Raw genomic sequence first — 23,310 nt, forward strand, 5'->3', positions numbered from 1 at the left:
CGGCTTTCGCCGCGCCTTTTGACTTCACTCGGCAGCGACAGCCGGGGGATGGCGATCATCCACCGTGTCGTCATTGGCGTTCGACCGATCGCTTTCGGCGCCAGCCGCCTTCGGCTCCTTGCCGAAAAACAGCGCGTACGCAGCCGGCAGCACCAGGATTGTCAGCACCGTCGCGACCAGAATGCCGCCCATCATGGCGTAAGCCAGCGGCCCCCAGAAGACGCCCCGCGAGATCGGGATCAGCGCCAGGACAGCCGTCAGCGCCGTCAGCATGATCGGGCGGAAGCGCCGGACTGCTGCACCGACGATTGCTTCCTGCCGATGCATCCCCGCCTTGATGTCCTGGTCGATCTGGTCGACGAGGATGATCGAGTTGCGGATGATGATGCCGAGCAGTGCGATCACTCCGAGGATGGCAACGAAGCCGAAGGGTGCGCCTGATATCAGCAAGGCCGCAGCCGCACCGATGATCCCAAGCGGGCCTGTCGCCAGTACGAGCATCGCCTTGCCGAAGTGCTGCAACTGCGCCATCAGCAAGAGCACGATGACGACGAGCATGATCGGCGCCTTGGCCGCGATCGACGCCTGGCTTTCGGCGGAGTCTTCTGCACCGCCCTGGATCTCGATGTTGTAGCCGGCCGACAGACTGTCGCGCAGGGACTGCATGTCGGCATACATCTTCATGACGACGTCATTGGACTGCACGCCATCGGGCAGCGTTGCGCGCACGGTGATCGTTGGCAGACGATCACGCCGCCACTCGATGCCCTGCTCCAGAACGGGCACGACCTTGGCAACCTGCGACACTGGGACGAAGCCGCCGAAATCCGTTGGTACATAAACCGAGTTGACGGCAGACAGCAGGGCGCGGTTCGCTTCCGGCTCCCGGGCGACGATCGACACCGTCTCCTCGCCATCGCGGAAGTCGTCGAGCGGTGCACCGGACACGGCTGTCTGCAGCATCTGGCGAACGCGTTGCGAGGTGACGCCGAGTGCGCGGGCACGATCCTGATCGATTACCAGCTTCATTGCCGGTACCGGCTCCAGCCAGTCGTCGTGGATCGCGCCAAGCAGCGGATTGGCCTGGAACTTTGCCTTCACCTCGTCCGCGATCTTGCGCACTTCCTGTCGATCCGGCCCCATGATGCGCATCTGCACTGGCCAACCCGTCGGCGGGCCGAGGAACAGACGATCCACCTTGCCCCGGATATCAGGGAAGTCTTGCGCCAGGATGGTCCGTAGCTTCACGATCAGCCGTTCACGCGCCGGCTCGTCGTTTGCCATGACCAGAAGCTGCGCGAAGTTCGGATTGCGAAGCTGCTGGTCGAGCGGCAGGAAGAAGCGCGGGGCGCCCTCGCCGATATACGTGGCGACGAATTTCTTGTCCTTGTCGTCCATGATCTTGGCTTCGAGCGCCTTTGCCTGCGTCTCGACTTCCTTGATGCTGGTGCCTTCGGGCAACCAGAGGTCGACGAGGATTTCCGGGCGCGACGACTGCGGGAAGAAGTTCTGCGGGATGAACTGGAATGCCCACAGGCTGGTGGCGAAGGTCACGAGTGTCATCGCGATGACGATGATGCGATGGCGCACGGCCCAGCTGACTGTCGCTCTCAGGCGGTGGTAGAAGCGCGTATCGAAGGCGTCGTGATGCTCGCCCGCATGATGGCGCTGTTTCAGGATCATGTAGCCGAGCCAGGGCGTGAAATAGACCGCGACGAACCATGAGACGACAAGCGCGATGCCGACGACGTAGAAGAGCGTGCGAACATATTCGCCGGCTGTCGATGCAGCAAAGCCAACGGGAATAAAGCCAGCGGTGGTAATCAGCGTGCCGGTCAGCATCGGGAAGGCGGTCGAGGAATAGGCGAAGCTCGCCGCCTCGATCTTCACAAGACCTTCCTCGAGTTTTCGCTCCATCAGCTCGACGACGATCATGGCGTCATCCACGAGCAGGCCGAGCGCAATAATCAGGGCGCCGAGCGAGATGCGCTGCAGGTCGATGCCGAGCTCGTACATGATGGCGAAGGTCGCGGCCAGCACGAGTGGGATAGCGATCGCGATAACGAGACCTGAGCGCCAGCCAATAGACAGGAAGGACACGATGAGCACGATGATCAGCGCTTCGCCGAGCGCATGCATGAACTCGCTGATGGCATCGGTGACGACGTCGGGCTGGTTGGAAATCTGGTCGACGGCCACGCCGTAGGGCAGCGATTCCTCGAAGCGCTGATAGGTCGCTTCGACATCCTTGCCGACATCGGTCACCTTGAAGCCCCTGGCCATGACGACGCCGACCTGGACGCTCTCGTGACCATTGAAGCGATACTTGCGCTGATAGGGATCTTCGAGGCCGGAATAGACGGTGGCGATATCGCCGAGGCGCGTCACCTGGTTGCCGGCCTTTAGCCGCAACTCGCGGATGTCCTCCGCCTTCGTGACATCACCTTCGACGGAGATGCGCACCGAACGCGTGCCGGTATCGACCGATCCGGCCGGATCGACGCTGTTCTGCCCCTTGATTGCATTCTGCAGGTCGAGCACGGTCAGGCCGCGTTCAGCCAGCGCCTTCGAGGAAACGTCGATGTAGATTTTCTCGGGTTGGTCGCCGATGATCACCGCCTTCTCGACGCCGGGCGTCGTCAGCAGCATGTCGCGCGCCTGGATGGCAAACTTCTTCAACTCGGGATAGCTGTAGCCATCGCCGCTGATCGAATGCAGCGTGATGTAAGTATCGCCGAACTCGTCGTTGAAATAGGGCCCGAGCAGCCCTTCCGGCAGCTCATTGGAGATGTCGCCGACCTTCTTGCGCACTTGGTAGAAGGCGTCGGCCACCTGCGCACTGTTGGTATCGCCTTTGACCTGCAGGGTGATGATGGCGCTGCCAGCCCGCGTATAGGATTTAACCCAGTCGATATGCGGGGTTTCCTGCAGCTTGCGCTCGATCTTGTTGACGACCTGGTCTTCCATTTCCTGGATGGAGGCACCCGGCCATATGGCCTGCACGACCATAACGCGGAAAGTGAAATCCGGATCTTCCTTCTGACCCATCCGCATCAAGCCGAGCACGCCGGTGATGAGGATCAGCCCAAACAGGAAGCGCGCAATGCTCGGGTGGCCGATGGCCCAACGCGACAGGTTGAAGGGACGCTTCTCGGCGGTGGAGTTGTCCATGATCGTGTCCTCTCCTGGCCGGGCTCTAGCGAATGATGTCGCCGGTTTCGGCTTGCGCCGACTGCTGTTCCGGCAGCTTGATCTTGAGGTTCTCGGTCATGAACTGCGTGCCGGCTGAGACGACGAGATCGCCAGTTTTCAGACCGTCGGCGACATGGACGCCGCCGCTGGTGAAGTCCGCGACCTTGATTTCACGGGCATGGACGGTTGACGCATTGCGATCGACGACCCAGACAATCTTTTTGCCGTCCCTTTCGGCAAGTGCACTCAGCGGAATGGCAAGGTTGGTCTCGGCATTGCCAATGGCGGCCTCGATCGTCGCCGTCATGCCGAGCAGCACGCGATCGTCGGTCGGAAGGCTGACGCGAACCGAGAAAGTCCGCGACTGCGCATCGGCACTGCCGGAAACCTCACGCACCTTGCCGTCGAGCACCAGCTTGTTGTCTGACCAGAAGCTGGCCTTGACCGTCTTGCCGGGCTTGAACTGCGCAATGTCGTTTTCCGGAACGGCGATCTGCACTTCCTTTTCGCCGTCGAGCGCGACGGTGACGACAGGCGTGCCTGCCGCGACAACAGCGCCAGTGTCGGCGCTGATCGACGTTACGATACCATTCCGGTCAGCCTTGAGCTCCGTATAGGTGACCTGGTTCTTGGCCTGATCGAGTGACGACGCTGCGGCATCGCGTGTCGAAACCGCTTGATCGTAGCTGAGCGCGGCCTGCTCCATCTGTGACTTTGCCGTGACGCTCTTGTCATAAAGCTGTTGGGCGCGCTTGTTGGAAAGGTCGGCGGTCGCCACACCCTTTTCGGCAGCGGCGAGATTCGCCTCGGCGGTCTTGACCGCCAATTCGTAATCGGTCGGATCGATTTCAGCGAGCAGATCGCCAGGCTTGACGCGATCGCCGATGTTGACACGACGGTCGGTGATCTTGCCTGCGACGCGGAAGCCAAGGTTCATCTCGACGCGGGCCTTCACCGCACCGGAATAATCCAGCGCACGCGTATCGCCAGCCGCGGTAATTTCCACCACCTTGACCGGCCGGATGATCTCTTCGGTCTCGGCCTTCTTCTCCTCGCTGCAGCCGGATACGGCGAACGCAACGGCGCCAAGGAGCGCAAGACTGACAAAGGACGGCAACTGGACTGTCTTCAGCGAAATCATCTTTCGCACTCCTGAAATCGGTTATCGGTTGATCTGCGGGCCCTTGCCGCGTGTTATTTTTTCAGTGCCCTGATCGTGAATTCGACCAGTTCATCGACGGTGGCGCGGTTGGTCTTGGCGAGGCATTGCGCCACCATCTGCGGATGGCAGAGGCTGATGGTTGCGGCCCCGAAACAGCGGGAGGCGACATCCGCGTCCTGCTCGGCAAACTCGCCAGCTGCGATCCCTTCACGGATCACATCAGCCAGCAATTCATGAATGCTGTCGACGTGCTTCTCGATGACGTGCCAGTCGCGCTCGATGGCGACGATGACCATCTCATGCACCTTCTCCTGGTCGAGCATGGTCTCGACCGTCATCTGGTATTGGCCCTGCACGAAGCGGCGCAGCCGATCGGAAGCGCTGATCGGCAAGTGGCAGGCGTCGTAGGCCATCTGATAGCTCAAGGCGAGCATGCGGCCGCAGATCGCCTGGTGGATCTCCACCTTCGAGGCAAAGAAACGGTAGACGTTGGCCGGCGACATGCCGAGATCGCGGGCGATATCGGCAACCGTCGTCTTTGAGTATCCGTAGTGACGGAAAAGCCGCTCGGCAGCGTCGAGAATGCGCGTCACATTCTCCTGACGTGCTAGTTCGATCGTGTTCTCCGCAGCATCGTTGATCAATTTTCACGCACCTTGCTTACGACTGACGATTTTTGAATTTCGTCAGTCGTAAAATATCAATCGTAATATGTCAAGGTTTTCGTGCGTTGAGGAGCGGAACGATTGGACGCGCCAATGCGATCCCACCACCGCCTAACTCCAGCGATGGCGTTGGGTTGCCAGATCGCAATGGAATGCTCGATGCGGCAGGGCGCGCGATACCGCACCGCCGCCCTACGCCGCGGCGCAACTGCTTTGAGATAAAGCGGGACTTGAGAAACCAGGCAGACGACAAGGTGCCGACACCTATGCACGGCACTTGGTCTAATCCGTCGGGCTCAGGAGAGCTTGACGTCCAGCGAGATCGGAACAGCCGAGAGCGCCTTCGAGACCGGGCACCCGGCCTTGGCCTTGTTGGCGAGTTCGACGAAGGTCCTTTCGTCCGTATTGGGAACCGTGCCGGTCAGCGTAAGATGGATCGCGGTGATCGCGAAGCCGCCTTCCACGCTCTCGAGCGTCACCTTTGCCGTCGTCTCCATATCGGTCGCCTTGAGGCCCGCTTCCTCCAGAATGAGCGACAGGGCCATCGTGAAGCAGCCGGCATGGGCCGCTCCGATCAGTTCCTCCGGATTGGTCCCGGGAATACCTTCGAAGCGGCTCGAAAAACCGTAGGGATAGTGCTTGAGCGCGCCGCTTTGGGTGGAAATCTGTCCCTTGCCGTCCTTCAGTCCGCCGGACCACTGCGCTGAACCTGTACGATTGATCTGCATGCCGTTCTCCTATCTGGGTTAGAGGAAGCTGAAAGAAGCAATTCGCCTCTTTAACGCGATATAATCCTCTATCGGCAGAAGGCGACAACGCCGTGAAATTTCTTCCGGGCAGCGATAGGCAAAAGGCGATCAGATCTCGATGCGCGCCGTGTCGAGCGTGTAGAGTTCTTGCGCGCGCTTGACACCGCGGAGTGCGTAACGACCGATGCAGGCCAGCGCGCCGCGCTCGCCTTCCGGGATCGTCGCCGCAAACTCCGACGACATCAGTACGTTGAGATCGACCGATCGGCACATGGAGGCGATCCGGCTAACCTCGTTCACAGCAGGCCCGATGACGGTAAAGTCCAGCCGCTCGCGGCTGCCGATATTGCCGTAGAAGACATCGCCGATGTGCAGGCCGATATAGACCTCCGTCGTTGGCCGCCCCTCGAGCGCGCGTTCGTCGTTCAACGCCTTCAGCTTCTGCCGCAGCAATCGCTCGGCCCGCAACGACGCGCAGCAGGCATCTGCCGGCTCGTCCCCCTTGAAGATTGCCAGGACCCCGTCGCCGATCAGCTTCAACACGTCGCCGCCGGCCTCGTGGATCGCTGAAATGACGACATCGCTGTAGGCATTCAGCATCGGCAGGATTTCTTCCGGCGGTGCGCTGTCGGATATCTTGGTGTAATTCAGAAGATCCGAGAACCAGAGAGCCGCCGAGATCCGCTCCGACTTCCCACGCGTGATTTTGCCTTCCAGCACCTGCCGCGCGGCATCATCGCCAAGATAAACCTCTGCAATCGTCCTCGCGATACGCGCCAGCGCAATGCACTTGATCGCAAGGGCCAGTACCGGCACCAGCTTTCGCAGGATAATGAGATCCTGATCCGAGAACCCTTCGGGATGGCGCGTCGCGAAGTGAGAGAAGAAGCAATCCATCTCGCCGATCGTGCCTGCCTTGGCGAACCGGTGGACCATCGCGACAAAATCGGTATGGCCCTGCTCGAGCATCGTGTCGAGCATGACGAAATCGGTCGGATCGCCAAAGCCGATGCGCCGTCTGACCTCGTTCTCTTCTCCGGCCCAAAGATAGTAGAAGGCGGAGCGTTGCCAGCTGTCCAGCGCAGCTCCATCGCTCGAGGGTCCATACTCGAATTCGGTCTCGATCTCCTCCCGGCTATCCCAGCGAAACGCCCGGCCCTCGTGGACGGGATGCAGCGTATCCATCAGCGCCATGCCGCGATCGAGCGGAAGACCGCGCTCGCGGCAAGCATTGCAGAAGCCGGTCAGCAGCTCTGCCTCGGAGGCACCTTTCAGACCCTGCTCCGTCAGCCAGGCCGCAATTGTCCCTATATCGCTGTATTCCATGCCGTTTCCCTCGCTGGTGCGAAAGCTGTATCGCGATTTTGCCGGCAAGGGAAAGACAAAGCTCAGCCCGTCGCAGGCATGTTGTAAGGTGTGACAATTTCCACCGACGACAATGCCGAAGGCGCAATTCCGCCTCTGACCGAGCGACCCATCACGGCGCGGAAGGCCGAACGGGCGTCCGTGCGCAGATCGTGATGCAGCACGAAGCCGATCTTGTGGGCGGCAAGCAGCGCGCGATTGTCTGCATCAAGGTCATGCGCCACGAAAACATGGACCGGCCGTTGCGCGGCTTCGAAGGCAGCAAGCACCGCCCGGTTTCCGCCGCCGATCGAGTAGACCGCGTTGATTGCCGGATCCGCCGCGATCGCCTGCACGACCAGCGTTCTCGTCGCCGCGTCCGTGCCATGCCCTTCACTGATTTCGGTCACGCCGATCAGCGGATAACGTTCGCGCAGCACACGGCGAAAGCCGATCTCGCGCTCTTCCTCGCCGCGAAAGCGACCGCTGGAAAGTGTCACGAGGACGCGCCCCGGCGCTCCCCCGAAATGCTCACCGATGAGATAGGCCGCCGTCTCGCCGGCCGCCCGGTTGTCCGCACCCGCGTAAGCGCTGCGTGACGAATTCGGCAGGTCCGTCACCAGCGTCACAACAGGAATGTCCGCTTCGGTTGCGCGCGCCACGGCCGCGACCATCTCTGGAACATCAGGTGCCTTCAAAACGATGCCGTTCGTGCCGCGCAGCCGGATCCGGTCAATCAGTTGCACCAGCTCGGCCTGCTTCATGACCTCGGCGAAATGGAAACGGCACCGAAACACTGTCGGCAGGAACGTCGCAACCTCCGCTTCGAAGGCGTCGCGAACCGCGGTGCTGAACCGTTCCGGCGTTTCCATGACAACATCGATTGCGAGTTTTCGTCCGCTCACCTCTCCGCCGATCTGCTGCTTCTCCAGCTCGGCAATCGCTGCCTGAACCCTTGACATCGTCTGGAACCGAACCCCGCTCCTATTGTTAAGGACGCGATCCACGGTCGCCGTGCTCAAGCCGGCCTGAAAGGCGATATCCTTGACGAGAAACCGATGTGCCACGCTGTCCGTCTTTGATGCTTTTTTGATGGATTCCTGATCTATAACACACCGGTCGGCGGCGTATAGTGCCCTCATCGGAAGGGAGGAGTACCTGATGAAAACCGACAACCTACAGAAACCGCGCGCCGACCGCGTCTGGCTGACCGAGGAGGCCTGCGATCTTAGCGATTTCCGCAAGCTTGCCGAGAAGACAACGGCTCTGGCCGACTATCCGACGGCAGCGGCCGTGGAAAAGAACATTCTGATTTATGACAGTGGCAAAGTCTTAGCAGCGATCGCCAGCCCCGACGGCCGCAGAGCGGTCCTCGCCGAGATATGCGCGGCCTTCGGTGAGGGCCCCGGCGTCGTCGTTTTCAAGCGCGCCTACAGGGATACGAGCGTCATCGACCGCGCCAGCGCAATATTCGACGAGATCATCGAGGAGCAGCATCGTACCGCAACTGGAGGCGGCGATCACTTTGCCAAGCCGGGAGCCAACGACCGCATCTGGAACTCGCTGGAAAAGCACTGCCTCGCCGATCCCGAAAACTTCGCCGAATACTATGCAAATGCCATCGTCGCGATCGCGAGCGAAGCCTGGCTCGGCCCGAGCTATCAGATGACCGCACAGGTCAACCGGGTTAATCCGGGCGGCGCGGCACAGTCCGCTCATCGCGACTACCATCTGGGCTTCCAGTCTTCCAAGGTGATCGAGCAGTTCCCGGCGCATGTGCACAGGCTCTCGCCAGTGCTGACACTGCAGGGCGCGGTCGCCCACTGCGACATGCCGCTTGAAAGCGGCCCCACGCTCTTCCTGCCGCATAGCCAGACCTACGAGCCGGGTTACCTCGCCCTCAAGCGCCAGGAATTCAAAGACTACTTCGAAACGCATCATGTCCAGTTGCCGCTCGAAAAGGGCGACGTGGTATTCTTCAATCCGGCCCTCTTCCACGCAGCCGGTACCAACCGCTCGACCAACATCAAGCGCGTGGCCAATCTGCTGCAGGTCTCCTCCGCGTTCGGCCGCGCCATGGAGACGGTCAACCGTGAGCGCATGAGCGCCAGGCTATTCCCGGCATTGAAGAGGATGAAGGGCAATCTGTCCGAAGGCGAGATCGGCAACGCCGTCGCCGCCTGCGCAGAGGGCTATTCCTTCCCAACCAACCTCGACCGCGACCCACCGATCGGTGGCCTTGCCCCGAAGACGCAAGCGCAGCTGATGCATACGGCACTGCAGGAAAATTGGGACGATGCGAGGTTCACCTCGGCACTGGCGCAACAGAGCGAGCGGCGATTAAGCTGACGCATAAGCATTGACGAATTCTGCTCCCGGTGCCTCTCGCTTCGGGAGCTTTTGGCATATGGCCCATCATTCAAAGGAGGAACGCATGACAACAGACCATAGCCGCCTCGACGGCAAGATCGCAATCGTAACCGGCGGCACGCAGGGGCTCGGGGCAACAATCGCCCGCCTGTTTGCCGAGCGCGGCGTCAGGGGCCTCGTCATTTGTGGCCGCAACGAGCAGAAGGGCAAGGCGAAGGCCGACGAGATCGCTGCCGCCACCGGCATCAAGGCCGTCTATGTCCAAGCGGATCTCGGGCAGGTCGATGATGCCAAAAACGTCGTTCATGTCTGCGACCAGACCTTCGGCCGCGTCGATGCCCTCGTGAATGCGGCTGCCATCACCGACCGCGGAACCATCCTGGATACCAGCCCGGAACTCTTTGACGCCATGTTCGCCGTCAACGTCCGCGCCCCCTTCTTCCTGATGCAGGAAGCGGTGAAGGTGATGCGTCGTGAGAAGATCGAAGGCACGATCGTCAATATTGGCTCCATGTCGGCCAAGGCAGGGCAACCCTTCATTGCCGCCTATTGCGCCTCGAAGGGTGCCTTGGAAACTTTGACGAAGAACACGGCATACGCACTGCTGCGCAATCGCATCCGTGTCAACGGCCTCAACATCGGCTGGATGGCGTCCGAGGGCGAAGATCGCATTCAGCGGGAATTTCATGGCGCACCTGCCGACTGGCTGGAAAAGGCGGCTGCCGGCCAGCCTTTCGGCCGCCTGGTGGATCCTGAGGAAGTGGCCCGCGCCTGCGCCTATCTCTCCTCGGCGGAATCCGGCCTCATGACCGGATCCATGATCTGCTTCGACCAGTCGATCTGGGGCGCCTACGACGGCTCGCCGCACCCGGACACAGCCCTTTGAAAAAATGCAGAGCCCGACGCTTTTGCGGGCGCCGGGCTCTGGAACACATTGCCGTTTACGTTTACGAAGAGCGTCACATCGCTTTGGGAGGAGCTGACCCGTGTCAGAAGATGCGCTCTATGACATCCGTGACGACCGTTTCCGCGGCTTGATCGCCGGCAGCGCCCGGCTGGAGGAACTCTATACCGGCTGCCGTTGGTCCGAAGGCCCCGTCTGGTTCTCAGACCTGAATTGCCTGATCTGGAGCGATATCCCCAATGAGCGGATGATGCGTTGGGTGCCCGATGGCAATGTCTCGGTTTTCCGCTCGCCATCCAACTACGTCAACGGCAACACCCGCGACCGCCAGGGCCGATTGATTTCCTGCGAGCACGGCGGCCGGCGCGTCACCCGCACCGAGTTCGACGGCCGCATCACCGTGCTGGCCGAAAGCTATAACGGCAAGCGTCTGAACTCGCCAAACGATGTCGTCGTCAAATCGGACGGCTCGATCTGGTTTACCGATCCGAGCTACGGCATCATGTCCGACTACGAAGGTCACAAGGCGGAACCGGAGCAGGAAACGCGCAATGTCTACCGCATTGATGCCCCCACCGGCGAGATCGAAGCGGTCGTCACCGATTTCATCCAGCCCAACGGCCTTGCCTTCTCGCCTGATGAAAAGCAGCTCTACATCGCCGATTCCGGCTCTTCCAATCATGAAGTCCCGCGCCACATCCGCGTTTTCGACGTCGTCGACGGCAAAAAGCTGACGAACAGCCGGTATTTCTGCTCGATCGACAGCGGCGTGCCGGATGGCTTCCGTTTCGATGTCAGCGGCAATCTCTGGACGAGTGCAGCCGACGGCGTTCACTGCTTTGCGCCCGACGGCACGCTGCTCGGCAAGATCAAGGTGCCGCAAACGGTATCGAACATCGCCTTTGGCGGCGTGAAAAAGAACCGGCTGTTCATCACGGCCACCCAATCGCTGTATTCGATCTACACCACGACCAACGGCGCACAATATCCATAGGGTCAGTATCGCGCGCGCCATCGAACCAGGACGTCAGCGCGCCTACGGAGCTAGGCATTCCATCCAGAAAGAATCGTCGATGTTCGAGTTTTCCCGCGCCCGCAACCGGCGCCAATCCATCTGCAACGCTTTTTTCATGGGAGCCTGAGATGCGTTCGGTCGTCTCTTTCAACGAAAGCTGGAGTTTTCACGAGGGTTTCGGCCAGCGTCTACTTGAGGACTTCGATGGCACGGCGACCGTCAGGCTGCCTCATACGGCCGTTGAGCTGCCGTTTAACTACTTCGATGAGAAAAGCTACCAGCGGGCATTCACCTATCAGAAGATCCTGCGCTGGATGCCGGAGTTTGAGGGCCGCGAGGTTTCGCTCGTCTTCGACGCCGCCATGGCCGATGCCGTCGTCTACCTGAACGGCGAAGAGATCATCGCTCACAAGGATGGCTACACGCCCTTCGAAGCACGCTTCACCGGCAGATTGGTGATGGGCGACAATCTGATCACCGTGAAAATCGACGGCAGCGAAAATCCTGAGATTCCTCCCTTCGGCGGCCGCATCGACTACCTGACCTATGCCGGGATCTACCGCGACGTCTGGCTGAAGGTCACCGACCCGATCTCTGTCGGCAACCTCAAGATTGAAACCCACAACGTGCTGGCAGAGGAAAAGTCGGCAAGCGTGCGCGTCGATCTTGCCAATCCACAGCAGCTTTCGTTCCTGGGCTCGGTATCGGCGTCGCTGAAGGATGCTGACGGACGCCTGCTTGCCACGGCTTCCGCAGAAACCACCGGTGAAGACCTTACGCTCTCCTTCGATGGCCTGACCGGCCTATCGCTCTGGGACATCAGCGATCCTGCGCTCTACGAAGTCACCGTCGAATTGAAGACAAGCCATGGTTCGGACCGCGTCTCGTCGCATTTCGGCTTCCGTACCGCGGAATTCACGCCCGAAGGCTTCCTGCTCAACGGCCAGCCGCTGAAACTGCGCGGCCTCAATCGCCACCAGGCTTTCCCCTATGTCGGTTATGCCGCGGGCAGATCGGCCCAGGAGCGTGATGCCGATATCATGAAGTCGGTGCTGAAGTGCAATATCGTCCGCACGTCGCATTATCCGCAATCGAAGTGGTTCCTCGACCGGTGCGATCGCATCGGCCTCCTCGTTTTCGAAGAGATCCCAGGGTGGCAGCATATTGGCGATGAGGAGTGGCAGCAAGAATCGATCCGCAACGTCCGGCGCATGATCGAACGCGACTGGAACCACCCTTCGATCATCATCTGGGGCGTGCGCATCAATGAGTCGCAGGACAGCCACGACTTCTACGTCGAGACGAACCGGCTTGCCCGTGAACTCGACCCGACACGACAGACCGGCGGCGTCCGCTACATAACGGACAGTGAACTGCTCGAAGACGTCTACACGATGAACGACTTCATCCTCGGCAACGAGGAACTCCCCGGCAACAACCGCCCGCGCACGGCGCTTCGCCCGCAGCAGGAGGCCACCGGCCTGTCGCGCAAGGTGCCTTACATGATCACCGAGTTCGGTGGCCACATGTATCCCACCAAGATCTACGACCAGGAAGCCCGGCAGGCCGAGCATGTCCGCCGCCACCTCGAAGTGCTGAACGCCGCCTATGGCGATCCGGATATCGCAGGCGCGATCGGCTGGTGCATGTTCGACTACAACACCCACAAGGACTTCGGCTCCGGCGACCGCATTTGCTATCATGGCGTCATGGACATGTTCCGCGAACCGAAGTTTGCGGCCTATGTCTATGCCAGCCAGTGCGATCCTTCCGAAGAGATCGTCATGCAGCCGGTCACCTTCTGGGCGCGCGGCGAGCGCAACATCGGCGGCGTGCTGCCACTGATCATCCTGACCAACTGCGACGCGGTCGAACTGCGCTACGGCTCTGTGACGAAGCGAATCGGGCCCGACCACGAGAACTATCCGCACCTGCCGCACCCGCCTGTGGTTCTCGACCACCGTCATTTCACGCCTGATGAGCTTGGCACATGGGGCCTCGAGTGGATCGACGGCGAATTCACCGGCTACATTGACGGCGAACCTGTCGCCAGATTGACGCTTGCCGCCGACCCGCTGCCGACGACGCTGCAGATCGTTGCCGACAGCACGACGCTGAAGGCCCGCGAGCGCGACACGACCCGTGTCATCATCCGCGCGCTTGATCAACAGGGGCAACGCCTGCCCTTCATGAATGAGAATGTTACCCTGCAGGTCGACGGGCCGGCAAAGATTGTCGGTCCGGCATCGGTTCCGCTACAGGGCGGCACGGCCGGCTTCTGGCTGGAGGCGACCGGGCTGACGGGTGCGATAAGCGTTCATGCAAGCTGCAGTCGCTTCCCAGAGGTCAAGCTGGAGCTGACGGCCGTCTAAGGTCACTGCGGATACGCCAAACCGTCGGGCGGGGCGTGCCGCGAACCAACTATACCGGCTGCACCGACCGGACCGTACCGTTGTTATCGACGATGCACGAGAATTTCTTGCCGCCGGCATCGAGGTCGACGCCGAAGGTGCCGTCGGGCAATTGGCGAGAGGCGGTGGGCAACACCTTGGCGTTCGCACCGGCAACCCCAGCCGCGGAATTGGCGCACAGCAGCTGCAGATCCGCTGGCGCGGTCTGCAGCGTTGTGCGCGCCATGCTGTCAGGCGCCGGTGGCGTCGGCGTGCAGGCACCAAGCAGGGCCGCACTTGTCATTGCCGCCATCATTCGGCCGATCGAAATCTTCTTCGCGGTGTTTTTCCACAAAACCCTGTCCCCCGACTAGCGTGATTTGTTCGCTTTCCGGCGCTGAGCCGGCCCATTTTCAAACGCCCTTGTAGAGTGCAGCCCCCTGCATCAGCACAATGACCTTGGCGCCGATCTTGATCCGTGACGCAAGGTCTACGATGTCGTTGTTGTTCATGCGGATGCACCCGGACGACACATCGAGCCCGATCGTCCAAGGCTCCGCTGTCCCATGGATACGATAGATGGTGTCCTGGTCGCCTTCGTAGAGGTAGAGCGCCCTGGCACCCAGCGGATTTTCCGGTCCACCCGGCATCCCGGCCGCCCACTTTGCCGCATTCGGGTCGCGCGCCACCATCTCGGCCGGCGGCGTCCAGGTCGGCCATTCCGCTGTCCGGCCGACACGCACGATCCCGGCCCATCCGAAGCCTTCGCGGCCAACGCCGATGCCATAGCGGATTGCCTGACCGCCAGGCTGGGTGAGGTAGAGGAAATGCTGGTTGCCATCGATGATGATCGTTCCCGGCGGCTCGGCGGTCCTGAAGGGAACCGTCTGCATTCGGAATGCTTCCGGCGGCTGATTGTTGCGCGCGTAATACTGGCGGGCCTTCTTCTTGTCGTAATCAACCCAGGTGTGCGTCTTGGAATCATAGATCTGCGTCTGTGCCCACGCGGCAAGCGGGCCAACGCACGCTGCGGCCGCAAGCAGCGCCAAGGTCAGCTTGCGCACCCGCGTGGCCTCTTTCGCCTTCACTGGAAATCCGGGCTTTGCTGTCATTTTTTCGCCCACCCATCTACGCGCTTTGCGTTGTCGGCGACCCATTTTGTCGCGTAGTCGAGTGGCGGTATACGCTCGACTTCGAGCGCATAGCTCATCGCCGTCGCTTCCTCTGGCGACAGATCGACCTTTTCCAGGAACGCGGCGATATCGGGGTGCTTCTTCTCGAAAGCCGCTGCGTATCCGATGCGGAAATTGGCCGTGTCCCAGGCCGTCGATGCCGAGGACTTGGTGATCCAGAGTGGATCGTTTGGACCGACGAGCTTCCACTTGCTGGCATCGTGCGGAGGCTCGGCAAGGCGGACGATCTTATGCAGGTCAAAGATGAAATGCGGCGCGTAACACGCAAAGACCAGCGGCTGGTTCGTCGCGATCGCGATATCCAGCCCCGCCATGGCAACTTCCTCTTCCGACTCGACCAGCGTCAGGTTTTTCGCATAGCCGTAGGTATTTGCCCGGACCCGCTCGATCCCGGTCGAAGACCATGTCGGTGCGCCGAGCCACATCTCGCCTTTACCGTCACCGTCGGTATCGAGAATCTTCGTCTTTTCCGGATCGCTGAGATCAGCGATCGTCTTCAGGCCCTTTTTTGCGGCAGCCGGTGTTGCGCAGATGCCCTGCCAAGCCGGCACGCCACGCTTGGCGAGAACCACGACGCCCTTTTCCGTCACGAACCGCTTGATGACGTCTTCGAGATTGGGTTGCCAGACCTCTGGGTGGATATCCACCGTGCCCTTCTCGAGGCCGTTGAACGCAAGTAGCGTGCCCATTTCCTGCACATCGGCATTGAGCCCGAACTCCTTGCCGATGCTGACCTTGAGGATGTTGGCCGTCGCCTGTCCCGAAGGCCAATTCGGCATCGCGATCACGAGGTCGGCGCAAAAGGCAGCACTGCTCATCGTAAGCGTTGCGGCGAAAACGGATGAAAAGAGCCCTGAACATGCTACGCGCTTCGCCATGCCTGTCCCCCAAACATGCGATAAAGGATCGTAGATATGCACGTCACACTTTGCACGCGAAGATGCATAAAGCTTTCACATCCGTCAAGTCGAGTTGACGTTCCCGCCTGCGCCTAACGGAGGCAGCCGTCGTCCGCCCAAGCCTTCACGCGCGCAGCCGTCGTGGCGAGATGATCGCCGACTGAGAAGCCGGAAATCTTCTTGCGCGGCGCAAGATCGTGGTCGCCGTCCTCGAGCCAGAGGACTGATATTGCAGCGGAAAGCGGATAGGTCGCCACCTCTTGGCGCGTGCCGAATTCGTCGCGTGTCCCTTGGCAGATAAGCGTCGGCGTGCGCAGGTTCTTCAGATGCGCCGTGCGCAACTGTTGCGGCTTGCCGGGTGGATGGAAAGGGTAGCCAAGGCACAACAATCCACGGACCGTCCCTTGCTCGTAGAGGTCGTCTGCCACCATGCTCGCCACTCGGCCACCCATGGATTTGCCGCCGATAATCAGCGGCCCGTTGCTCGCGAGCGCCTCGACCGCCTCCAGATATTCGGGGATCAGGGTCTCGGCCTTCGGCGGTGGCTTTCGCGCATCGGACGTCCGGCGGGCAGCCATGTAGGCGAACTCAAAGCGTGCAACGCAGAACCCGACCGCAGCAAGCGCGTCTGCGGCTGCTGTCATGGACTTCGAGTCCATCGGCGCGCCGGCACCGTGGGCAAGCATGATGGTGGCCGGTGGATTGTCCGGGCCGGTGATCAGAAACTTCTCGCTCATTGCGATGTCATAGCGCAATGAGCCAATTGCCGCCATATCGGACAGGCAGGGTAAATGCGATCAATGGAATCTCGGCATGTCTGGAAGAGCCGAGAATTCTTCGCTGATCAGTTCGCTGAGCGCGACCAATATTTCTTTACGGGAGAAGCCCGAACGCTCGAGCTCGTCGATCATTTGCCCGAGATCCAACTCGAGCTGCCCACGACAGCACGCCACCCGATCAGCAGAAACGAGGAGAATTTCTTCAAGAATCAGCATCGCTTCGCTCCTATTTACAGAAGCAACCTGCGACCGCGCTAAATGTTCCAACGACGCTCAGCAACATTTTCCACTTCGCCAATCGCGGGATTTATTACCGATACATAGAATATTGGCCGGAACGCGTGCGGCAGAGCCTCACCACGGCCGGCCCTTATCCTTGGGAAGCCAGATCTCTACGTCGCTAACGGATGATCCTCTCCGTCCGGGGTGACCAACCGGCAGCTAGTGCTGTCCTTCCTCGACCACCTGTGGTTTCGCCTCGCGTTTGACGCCTTTCGCCTTTTCCCGCAGCCACTGGAAAATCACATAGAGAACGGGGATCAGAAAGATGCCGACGAGTAAGACCCGCGACGGATGCGATGTTCTTTTCTCTTCGATCAGAGCTTGAGTTGCCAGATGCGAGCAGCCGCGACGCTGCCTTCGGATGCGTTAAGTGTTGCCGATCGGATAGCGGCAAAGCCTGGGATGCGCTTCGTGCCGCACCAGCGGCCGTTGTCCGCGAACACTTCGATCGAGCCGGCGTCGACAAAGATGCGAACCTGCTCAGGCTTGGCGCCGGCAGCCAGGTAGCGCGGCGACGGCTTTCCCGTTCCGGCATCGAAAAGGACCGCCAGCCCATCTTCGTCCAGCCGGACACCAAGACTGATCTCGGGATGGTCGAAACTGAGTTCGAAGGATGCTCCGGCTTGCTTGAGGTCAAGCTGAATCTCGACCGCCCCATCGAACAACTCGACGCTCTTGCCGGTCCGCAACCCGTCGTCATCGAGAAGCTTGTGGCGCAGGCCCTCGACTGCCTCGAGGGGCGGCGTCAGAACCGCGCCCCCATCGAGAAGAATGCGCCGCGGCAGTGTCATGGCCGTTGGGAAATCGACGCTCTTGGAAACGTCCGTCCAATTCGCCAGCCAAGCCAGACCGACAGGTCCGTCATGATCGACGAAGGCCTGAAAGGCATAGGCGTCGGATCCGAAGTCGAGTTCCTGCTCAAACTCCGGTTGGAAATGGCGACCATCGAACCGACCAACGGTGATGGACGACATGTTGCGGCGTCCGGTCGCCGCATCGCGGCTGGTCAGGAGGCCGAAAATGAGAGCCCAGCGCGTCTCGTCGCTTGCGACATCGCCAAGAGGGATCATGCAGGGGCATTCTGCAGCCGTCATGCCAAAGCGATCCTCGCGATGCAGGACGCCGACAAAGCTCCAGCTGCCTTCTGCATCGCGATCAGTCGTCTCATAAAGGAGGATCACGCCGCCGGATTTGTCGCGGCTGCCGAGCATCATCTTCCAGAGGCCGTCCGGCCCCTTGAATACATAGGGATCGCGGAAGTCCAGAGTGAGCCCTAGTCCTTCCGGTCGCACCGGCAGGACAACGGAGGGGTTGCCAACAAAAACCCCGTCTGCGCAGATCGCAGAAAGCTGTATCTGCTCCTCCGGCTTCCGATCCCGCACCTGCTCGGTGAAGAAGACGAGGATCTGCTCGCCGTCCTCTGTCGCAACCGGGATGGCCGACCCGGAAAAAGCTCCTCCGCGGCCGTCGTCACGCATCGAGAGTTCGGCTGCAGGAAACAGGAAGACCGGAAGATGCGTCCAGTGAAGGTAGTCATGCGAGACCGCATGCCCCCAATGCATCGTGTTCCAGCGCAGGCTATGCGGGTAATGCTGGTAGAAAAGGTGCGCTTTCCCCCCGAATCGGCCGAAACCATTGGGGTCGTTCATCCAGCCGAAGGGCGGGCGGAAATGATACCCCGAATGGAGTTGCGGCGGCGCATTTGCTGCCGAGCAGTGAAGCACGCGAATGCCCCCTTCAAGCACGCCTACCGGATCGAAGCTGTAGATCACCGAGACGGCCGTGGCCGATGGCTCATAGCTCAGCACGCATTTTCCACCTGCTGGTAGAACAACTTGCTGGAATTCGAACTCTTCGGTCTTGGTGGAAACCGCCGCGGTGATCTCGACACCCTCGACGGTCACGCCGACAGAAGCCGTAACGCCCGTGATCCGCGCCTTCAGCCAAACGTGGATCACCTCCCCGGCTTGGAGATCGGCACTCACCTTCTCGCGAGACCCCGAGAAACTTCCTGTTTGAATTGTCATCAATCAACCTTTCACGGCAGAGCCGACGAACGAACTCACAAACCAACGCTGGAAAGCGAGGTAGAGAGCGAGAATGGGGATCATCATCAGGACGGAGGCGGCCATGGCACGGTCCCAATAGATGCTGTCCTGGCCAAAGAAGGTGGCGATGGCGACGGAGATCGGACGCGCATAGTCTGTCTGCGTCACGAGGGTCGGCCAGAGATACTGGTTCCAGCTTTCGATCCCCATGAGGATCGAGACGGTGGCAAGCGCAGGCAGGCTGAGCGGCATATAGATCGAGCGATAGATACGGAAGACTGAAGCCCCATCGATCTCCGCCGCCTCGTAGAGCTCCTTGGGTAGCTGTGCGAAGAACTGGTAGAACAGAAAGATGTAGAGGGGGCTCGCGACCCAGGGAAGAATCTGCACGGCGAAGGTGTCGGTCATGCCGGCACGCGACACCATCACCACCAGCGGCATGATGATGCTTTCCTGCGGAATTACGTAGAGAGCGACGACCAGCGCAAGCAAGACGGCTTTGCCGCGCAGTGAACCCCAGGCAAGCACGAAGCCGGCCATGGAGTTGACGACGAGACCGCCGCCGACTGTGACCGCCAGGATCAGCAGCGAGTTGAGAAGATAGCGGCCGAATGCCAGTTCGCCGGAGAAGTGCGCGACTTCCTTGAAGTTGGCGAGCGTCGGATCAGATACCCAGAAGGCACGGAAGCTGCCCATATCCGCCAGAATCTGGAAACGATCGTCTTTCAGGCTCGCGATGAGGAGCATGAACAGCGGCGAGATCACCACCAGGGCGATGATAAAGATGCAGACGGCCTGAACGAGGTGGAATGACGCCTTGCTGGAAGCCCAGGGCTTCACGACGGGCGTCGCTTGGCTTATGACGAGATCAGACATCGAAGCGCCTCAAGAGTTTGCGCTGGATCAGCGCGATTACGAGTACGATGACGAACAAGATGACGGAGACGGCGGAAGCATAGCCGAGCTTCTGTTCCTCGAATCCGGCCCGCACCATGTAGTGCACGACGGTTTCGGTGCTTCCTTTGGGTCCGCCCTGGGTGAGGATGGCGACCTGCGTATAGAGCTTGAACGCCTGGATGGTCGTAATGACAAGCACGAAGACGTGAGTAGGCCGCAGACCGGGCATCGTGACATGCCAGAAGCGGCGCAGTGCGTTCGCGCCATCGATCTTGGCGGCATCATAGAGTTCGTCCGGGATCCCCTGGAGACCGGCGAGGTAGACGATCATCTGGAAGCCATAGGCCTGCCACGCGGACAGCAGCACGATCGAGAACATCGCCCAGTTCGGATCGCCCAGCCAGTCTATCGGCTGGATCCGGCCGCCGGACAGGAAGCCGACGATCTGGTTGAACGGTCCGCTCGGGTACTGGAACAGAGTGCCCCAGATGACGCAGACGACAACCATGGAGGTGATTGCAGGCAGGAAGAACATGCCGCGCAGGAGATTGCGACCGGGTATCTTCTGGTGCAGCAGCAGCGCCGTCGCGAAGGCGAGGCCGCATTGGACCGGCAGGACCCAGAATGTAAAGCGCGACACGTTCCACAAGGAGGTCCAGAACAGCGGATCGTTGAAGATGCGCTGGAAGTTCAGCAACCCGACGAAGCGCACCGGCGTTGGCCGCGGCACCAGCGGCTGGTTCGTCATGGACGTCCAGAATGACAGAAGGAACGGCGCGATCAGGAAGAAGGCGAGAAGCAGGACGGCCGGGGCGATCATCAGAGCCTCCTGCGCCAGCCGGCGCAGATCGCGCCGGCCGCCCGCGCGCAGCCGCCCGGCAGCGGGCGATTGTTGCAAAGTCATGATCTCCTCCTCCTGAAGATTGGGGGCATCCAACGGGGTTACCGCCAGGCTGCCTTACCGGCACCGCCTGGCGGCAAACCTCTCACTGCTGCGCATCGAACGGCGGGTAACCGGCGTTATCCTCGATATCTTCATCGATCTTCTGGGCGGCTTCCGACAATGCTTCCTTGGCGTCACCACCATTGAAGATCTTGTCGACGGCCTGCATGAAGGCCGAGGTGATCGTCGGATAGGCCGGATGCGGCGGGCGAGCGACGGCGGTCTTCGACGCCTGTTCGAAGGCAACGGCCATCGGGCCACCCGCAGCGTAGACCGGCGAGTCGGCGGCAAAGCTCTTCAGTCCGGGGAAGCCGGAGTTCTCCTTGGCAAACTCGCGATACGCCTTGTCCTTCAGAAGGAAGCTCAGGAACTTGCCGGCAACGTCGGGATGCTCGGACGACTTCGTGATACCCCAGATCCAGGTCCCGTTAGGGCTGACACCTTTGGTGCCGAGCTTCGGCAGCGGCATGACGACGATATCGTCCTTCATCGCCGCGGCTGCCTCCGCATAGAACCAATGACCGCCGAGTGCCAATGCAGCCGGCTTGCCGTCGGCATAGAACTGGTTTGTGCCCGACGAGCCCGGAACGACCCAACCGTTCTTCACCCACGTTTGCATCATCGTTAGCGCATTGACGCAAGCCTCGCCGTCCAGCGTTCCCGTTGCCTTCCACGATGTCCGGTCGATCAGGTCACAGCCGGCAGACTCGAGAAGTGGTCCGTAAGCGTAGGTGATCCACTCCGTCTTGATGCCATAGCCGCGGAACGTATCGATGGGCCATTTGACACCGTCGAGCTTGGAGAGCTTTTCCAGGTAGCCTTCGAATTCCTCTTTCGTCCAGGCGTCGTCGACGGATTTCGGAATGCGTGCGCCGATCGCCTCCAGGTATTTTTTGTTGCCGTAGAGCACGACCGAGGAGTCGGTGAGACCGACGGCATAGAGGTCCTTGTCGATCGGATAGGTACCCTGTGCAACATTCGAAGGCGTCATGTCGTCGACGATATCCCTCTCGATCAACGGCTTGATCGGCTGCAGGTATCCCGACCAAACGTAGTTGGCGAGAAACGGTGCATCGAGTTCCATGATGTCGGGCAACTGCTTGGCCATCACAGCCGCGCTGAACTTTTCGTTGTAGGCATCGTGCGGCGCATAGATGAGTTCGACGTCAACATCGGGATTGGCTTCCTCGAAGCGCTTGGCAACGTCGCCATAGGTCTTGACCCAACCCGGGTCGCCCTGATGCATCATGTGAATGACCGTCTTGGCCTCCGCCAGGCCGGCGGTTACGGCAAGGGACGTCGAGACCAGAAGCGCCGAAAGTAAACGTTTACCCATTTTATTTCTCCTCCTTTGGACAATCATGCTGCGGTTGATTTTCAGATGGAAGATCGAGAGATGAGCTGGAATGGAAGCCTTCGCGTTTGCGGAGGAACCGTCTCCTCGCTCAGCAATATCTCTGCGGCAAGCCGGCCCATGGCGCGATGCGGCAGAGCCATCGTTGTCAGCGGCGGATCGAGCCTTGTGGCGATCTCGACCTGATTGTCGAAACTGCCGACCGCGACGTCGTCGGGAATGCGCGCTCCCACGCGCCTTAGCGCCGAATACACCTCCATAGCGACACGATCGTTGCCACAGAGGATGGCATCCGGACGCTCGCTCGCGTTCATGAGGCCGGCGATATGCGTTGCGACCAGACTGGGCGCGCGATCGCTGTAGATCGGACGGCGGACAGCAGGCACAACGCCTGTCGGCGCAATGCCTGCTTGATCGAGCGCCTTTCGAAAGCCGCGCTCACGCAATTCCCCGGCGAGAAGGCCCGGAAGATTGATGAAGGCAATGCGGCGACGCCCGGCGGCGAGCAGGTGACGTGTAATCTCGAAAGCAGCACTCTCTTCGTCAGGCACCAGCGAGGTTACCCGACCGTTGGCTTCGCTGCAGTTGATCATGATGCCGACATTTCCGACCAACGCTTCCGGCAAGGCGACGGTCTTGTGGTACATCGCCGCATAGGCGATGGCGCGAGGACGAAAGCGGCGCACCTCCTCCAGAACCGAAGCGACGTCGCGGGTGCCGTTGAGGTTCATCGCAAAGACGGCCATCTGCGCGGTCCGTGCGGCACCATCGAGGCCGCGGATGATCTCCGTCGCAAAGGGTGAGGTGATAAGCTCGTCGGCAACGACGCCGATCAGCGGCAACCAACCCTGCCGAACGCCTCTGGCAGCGAGGTTGGTGACGTAGCCGAGTTCCTCGGCGATCTGCTTGATCCTCGAGCGCGTCTCTTGCGACATACGGGCGGTTCCGCCATGCAGCGCGCCGGAGACGGTCTTGATCGAGACCCCCGCCCGGTCCGCTATGTCTGAAAGCGACGCCGCCAAGTCTTCCTCCCTTGGGTTATCGTTTACCCAATAAAATAATCCAATGCGCTTTGTCAAGCGTGAAGGAATTTTGACTTGTGCGATCTGGTCAAGCTCGTCTGT

20 protein-coding genes are annotated in these 23,310 nt (G+C 60.6%); 4 read left to right on the forward strand and 16 right to left on the reverse strand.

Features of this window, described 5'->3' with window-relative positions:
- Window positions 1-24 precede the first annotated feature (24 nt).
- From ACSQ9D_RS16355 to ACSQ9D_RS16380, 6 genes are all read right to left on the reverse strand, one after another.
- Complete coding sequence (locus ACSQ9D_RS16355) at window positions 25-3,171, reverse strand: efflux RND transporter permease subunit (RefSeq protein WP_436283073.1); 3,147 nt, start codon at window positions 3,169-3,171, stop codon at window positions 25-27.
- Window positions 3,172-3,196: 25 nt separating this feature from the next.
- Window positions 3,197-4,333, reverse strand: coding sequence for an efflux RND transporter periplasmic adaptor subunit (locus ACSQ9D_RS16360; RefSeq protein WP_436283074.1), 1,137 nt, complete (start codon window positions 4,331-4,333; stop codon window positions 3,197-3,199).
- A gap of 53 nt (window positions 4,334-4,386) precedes the next feature.
- Window positions 4,387-4,995 carry a TetR family transcriptional regulator gene (locus ACSQ9D_RS16365; protein WP_037125701.1) on the reverse strand — a complete coding sequence of 203 codons (609 nt, stop codon included), beginning with the start codon at window positions 4,993-4,995 and terminating at the stop codon, window positions 4,387-4,389.
- A gap of 320 nt (window positions 4,996-5,315) precedes the next feature.
- The gene (locus ACSQ9D_RS16370) at window positions 5,316-5,747 is read right to left on the reverse strand and encodes an OsmC family protein (RefSeq protein ID WP_037125673.1); all 432 of its coding nucleotides are present in this window, start codon (window positions 5,745-5,747) and stop codon (window positions 5,316-5,318) included.
- Between the two features lie 129 nt (window positions 5,748-5,876).
- Entirely contained in the window at window positions 5,877-7,094 is a 1,218-nt protein-coding gene (locus ACSQ9D_RS16375; protein WP_436283075.1) for an adenylate/guanylate cyclase domain-containing protein, read from the reverse strand.
- 62 nt (window positions 7,095-7,156) lie between these two features.
- On the reverse strand, window positions 7,157-8,179 hold the full coding sequence (locus tag ACSQ9D_RS16380; RefSeq protein ID WP_436283076.1) for a LacI family DNA-binding transcriptional regulator: 1,023 nt from the start codon (window positions 8,177-8,179) through the stop codon (window positions 7,157-7,159).
- Window positions 8,180-8,273: 94 nt separating this feature from the next.
- Here ACSQ9D_RS16380 and ACSQ9D_RS16385 point away from each other — a divergent pair, with 94 nt between their 5' ends.
- The 4 genes from ACSQ9D_RS16385 (at window position 8,274) to ACSQ9D_RS16400 (ending at window position 13,773) form a co-directional block, all read left to right on the forward strand.
- Window positions 8,274-9,461: a phytanoyl-CoA dioxygenase family protein gene (locus tag ACSQ9D_RS16385; RefSeq protein WP_436283077.1), complete on the forward strand. Its 1,188-nt coding sequence runs from the start codon at window positions 8,274-8,276 to the stop codon at window positions 9,459-9,461.
- 85 nt (window positions 9,462-9,546) lie between these two features.
- Window positions 9,547-10,368 carry an SDR family oxidoreductase gene (locus ACSQ9D_RS16390; protein ID WP_436283078.1) on the forward strand — a complete coding sequence of 274 codons (822 nt, stop codon included), beginning with the start codon at window positions 9,547-9,549 and terminating at the stop codon, window positions 10,366-10,368.
- Between the two features lie 100 nt (window positions 10,369-10,468).
- Window positions 10,469-11,380, forward strand: coding sequence for an SMP-30/gluconolactonase/LRE family protein (locus ACSQ9D_RS16395; protein WP_436283079.1), 912 nt, complete (start codon window positions 10,469-10,471; stop codon window positions 11,378-11,380).
- 149 nt (window positions 11,381-11,529) lie between these two features.
- Window positions 11,530-13,773, forward strand: coding sequence for a glycoside hydrolase family 2 protein (locus tag ACSQ9D_RS16400; protein ID WP_436283080.1), 2,244 nt, complete (start codon window positions 11,530-11,532; stop codon window positions 13,771-13,773).
- 49 nt (window positions 13,774-13,822) lie between these two features.
- Here ACSQ9D_RS16400 and ACSQ9D_RS16405 read toward each other — a convergent pair whose 3' ends face one another.
- The 10 genes from ACSQ9D_RS16405 to ACSQ9D_RS16450 form a co-directional block, all read right to left on the reverse strand.
- Window positions 13,823-14,104 (reverse strand): hypothetical protein, encoded by a 282-nt coding sequence (locus ACSQ9D_RS16405; RefSeq protein WP_436283851.1) that lies wholly within the window; start codon window positions 14,102-14,104, stop codon window positions 13,823-13,825.
- A 100-nt stretch (window positions 14,105-14,204) separates the two neighbouring features.
- Complete coding sequence (locus ACSQ9D_RS16410; protein ID WP_436283081.1) at window positions 14,205-14,915, reverse strand: L,D-transpeptidase; 711 nt, start codon at window positions 14,913-14,915, stop codon at window positions 14,205-14,207.
- Complete coding sequence (locus ACSQ9D_RS16415; protein ID WP_436283852.1) at window positions 14,900-15,802, reverse strand: ABC transporter substrate-binding protein; 903 nt, start codon at window positions 15,800-15,802, stop codon at window positions 14,900-14,902. Before ACSQ9D_RS16415 ends, ACSQ9D_RS16410 begins: the two co-directional genes overlap by 16 nt.
- Before the next feature lie 173 nt (window positions 15,803-15,975).
- Complete coding sequence (locus ACSQ9D_RS16420) at window positions 15,976-16,620, reverse strand: alpha/beta hydrolase family protein (protein WP_436283082.1); 645 nt, start codon at window positions 16,618-16,620, stop codon at window positions 15,976-15,978.
- A 60-nt stretch (window positions 16,621-16,680) separates the two neighbouring features.
- The gene (locus ACSQ9D_RS16425) at window positions 16,681-16,878 is read right to left on the reverse strand and encodes a hypothetical protein (RefSeq protein ID WP_037125650.1); all 198 of its coding nucleotides are present in this window, start codon (window positions 16,876-16,878) and stop codon (window positions 16,681-16,683) included.
- A gap of 380 nt (window positions 16,879-17,258) precedes the next feature.
- Window positions 17,259-18,971, reverse strand: coding sequence for a GH32 C-terminal domain-containing protein (locus ACSQ9D_RS16430; RefSeq protein ID WP_436283083.1), 1,713 nt, complete (start codon window positions 18,969-18,971; stop codon window positions 17,259-17,261).
- A 3-nt stretch (window positions 18,972-18,974) separates the two neighbouring features.
- Complete coding sequence (locus ACSQ9D_RS16435) at window positions 18,975-19,868, reverse strand: carbohydrate ABC transporter permease (RefSeq protein ID WP_436283084.1); 894 nt, start codon at window positions 19,866-19,868, stop codon at window positions 18,975-18,977.
- Window positions 19,861-20,793 (reverse strand): carbohydrate ABC transporter permease, encoded by a 933-nt coding sequence (locus ACSQ9D_RS16440; RefSeq protein ID WP_436283085.1) that lies wholly within the window; start codon window positions 20,791-20,793, stop codon window positions 19,861-19,863. Before ACSQ9D_RS16440 ends, ACSQ9D_RS16435 begins: the two co-directional genes overlap by 8 nt.
- 82 nt (window positions 20,794-20,875) lie before the next feature.
- Complete coding sequence (locus tag ACSQ9D_RS16445; protein WP_436283086.1) at window positions 20,876-22,168, reverse strand: ABC transporter substrate-binding protein; 1,293 nt, start codon at window positions 22,166-22,168, stop codon at window positions 20,876-20,878.
- Between the two features lie 41 nt (window positions 22,169-22,209).
- Complete coding sequence (locus ACSQ9D_RS16450) at window positions 22,210-23,208, reverse strand: LacI family DNA-binding transcriptional regulator (RefSeq protein WP_436283087.1); 999 nt, start codon at window positions 23,206-23,208, stop codon at window positions 22,210-22,212.
- Between the last annotated feature and the right edge of the window lie 102 nt (window positions 23,209-23,310).

The organism is Rhizobium sp. LjRoot258, from assembly GCF_964254185.1.
GTDB lineage: Bacteria > Pseudomonadota > Alphaproteobacteria > Rhizobiales > Rhizobiaceae > Rhizobium.

Coding starts and splice junctions, on each gene's coding strand:
- ACSQ9D_RS16425 (WP_037125650.1), bottom strand. CDS start 16,878: ATGCTGATTCTTGAAGAAATTCTCCTCGTTTCTGCTGATCGGGTGGCG.
- ACSQ9D_RS16400 (WP_436283080.1), top strand. CDS start 11,530: ATGCGTTCGGTCGTCTCTTTCAACGAAAGCTGGAGTTTTCACGAGGGT.
- ACSQ9D_RS16420 (WP_436283082.1), bottom strand. CDS start 16,620: ATGAGCGAGAAGTTTCTGATCACCGGCCCGGACAATCCACCGGCCACC.
- ACSQ9D_RS16435 (WP_436283084.1), bottom strand. CDS start 19,868: ATGTCTGATCTCGTCATAAGCCAAGCGACGCCCGTCGTGAAGCCCTGG.
- ACSQ9D_RS16440 (WP_436283085.1), bottom strand. CDS start 20,793: ATGACTTTGCAACAATCGCCCGCTGCCGGGCGGCTGCGCGCGGGCGGC.
- ACSQ9D_RS16390 (WP_436283078.1), top strand. CDS start 9,547: ATGACAACAGACCATAGCCGCCTCGACGGCAAGATCGCAATCGTAACC.
- ACSQ9D_RS16355 (WP_436283073.1), bottom strand. CDS start 3,171: ATGGACAACTCCACCGCCGAGAAGCGTCCCTTCAACCTGTCGCGTTGG.
- ACSQ9D_RS16360 (WP_436283074.1), bottom strand. CDS start 4,333: ATGATTTCGCTGAAGACAGTCCAGTTGCCGTCCTTTGTCAGTCTTGCG.
- ACSQ9D_RS16370 (WP_037125673.1), bottom strand. CDS start 5,747: ATGCAGATCAATCGTACAGGTTCAGCGCAGTGGTCCGGCGGACTGAAG.
- ACSQ9D_RS16445 (WP_436283086.1), bottom strand. CDS start 22,168: ATGGGTAAACGTTTACTTTCGGCGCTTCTGGTCTCGACGTCCCTTGCC.
- ACSQ9D_RS16375 (WP_436283075.1), bottom strand. CDS start 7,094: ATGGAATACAGCGATATAGGGACAATTGCGGCCTGGCTGACGGAGCAG.
- ACSQ9D_RS16430 (WP_436283083.1), bottom strand. CDS start 18,971: ATGACAATTCAAACAGGAAGTTTCTCGGGGTCTCGCGAGAAGGTGAGT.
- ACSQ9D_RS16415 (WP_436283852.1), bottom strand. CDS start 15,802: ATGAGCAGTGCTGCCTTTTGCGCCGACCTCGTGATCGCGATGCCGAAT.
- ACSQ9D_RS16405 (WP_436283851.1), bottom strand. CDS start 14,104: ATGGCGGCAATGACAAGTGCGGCCCTGCTTGGTGCCTGCACGCCGACG.
- ACSQ9D_RS16385 (WP_436283077.1), top strand. CDS start 8,274: ATGAAAACCGACAACCTACAGAAACCGCGCGCCGACCGCGTCTGGCTG.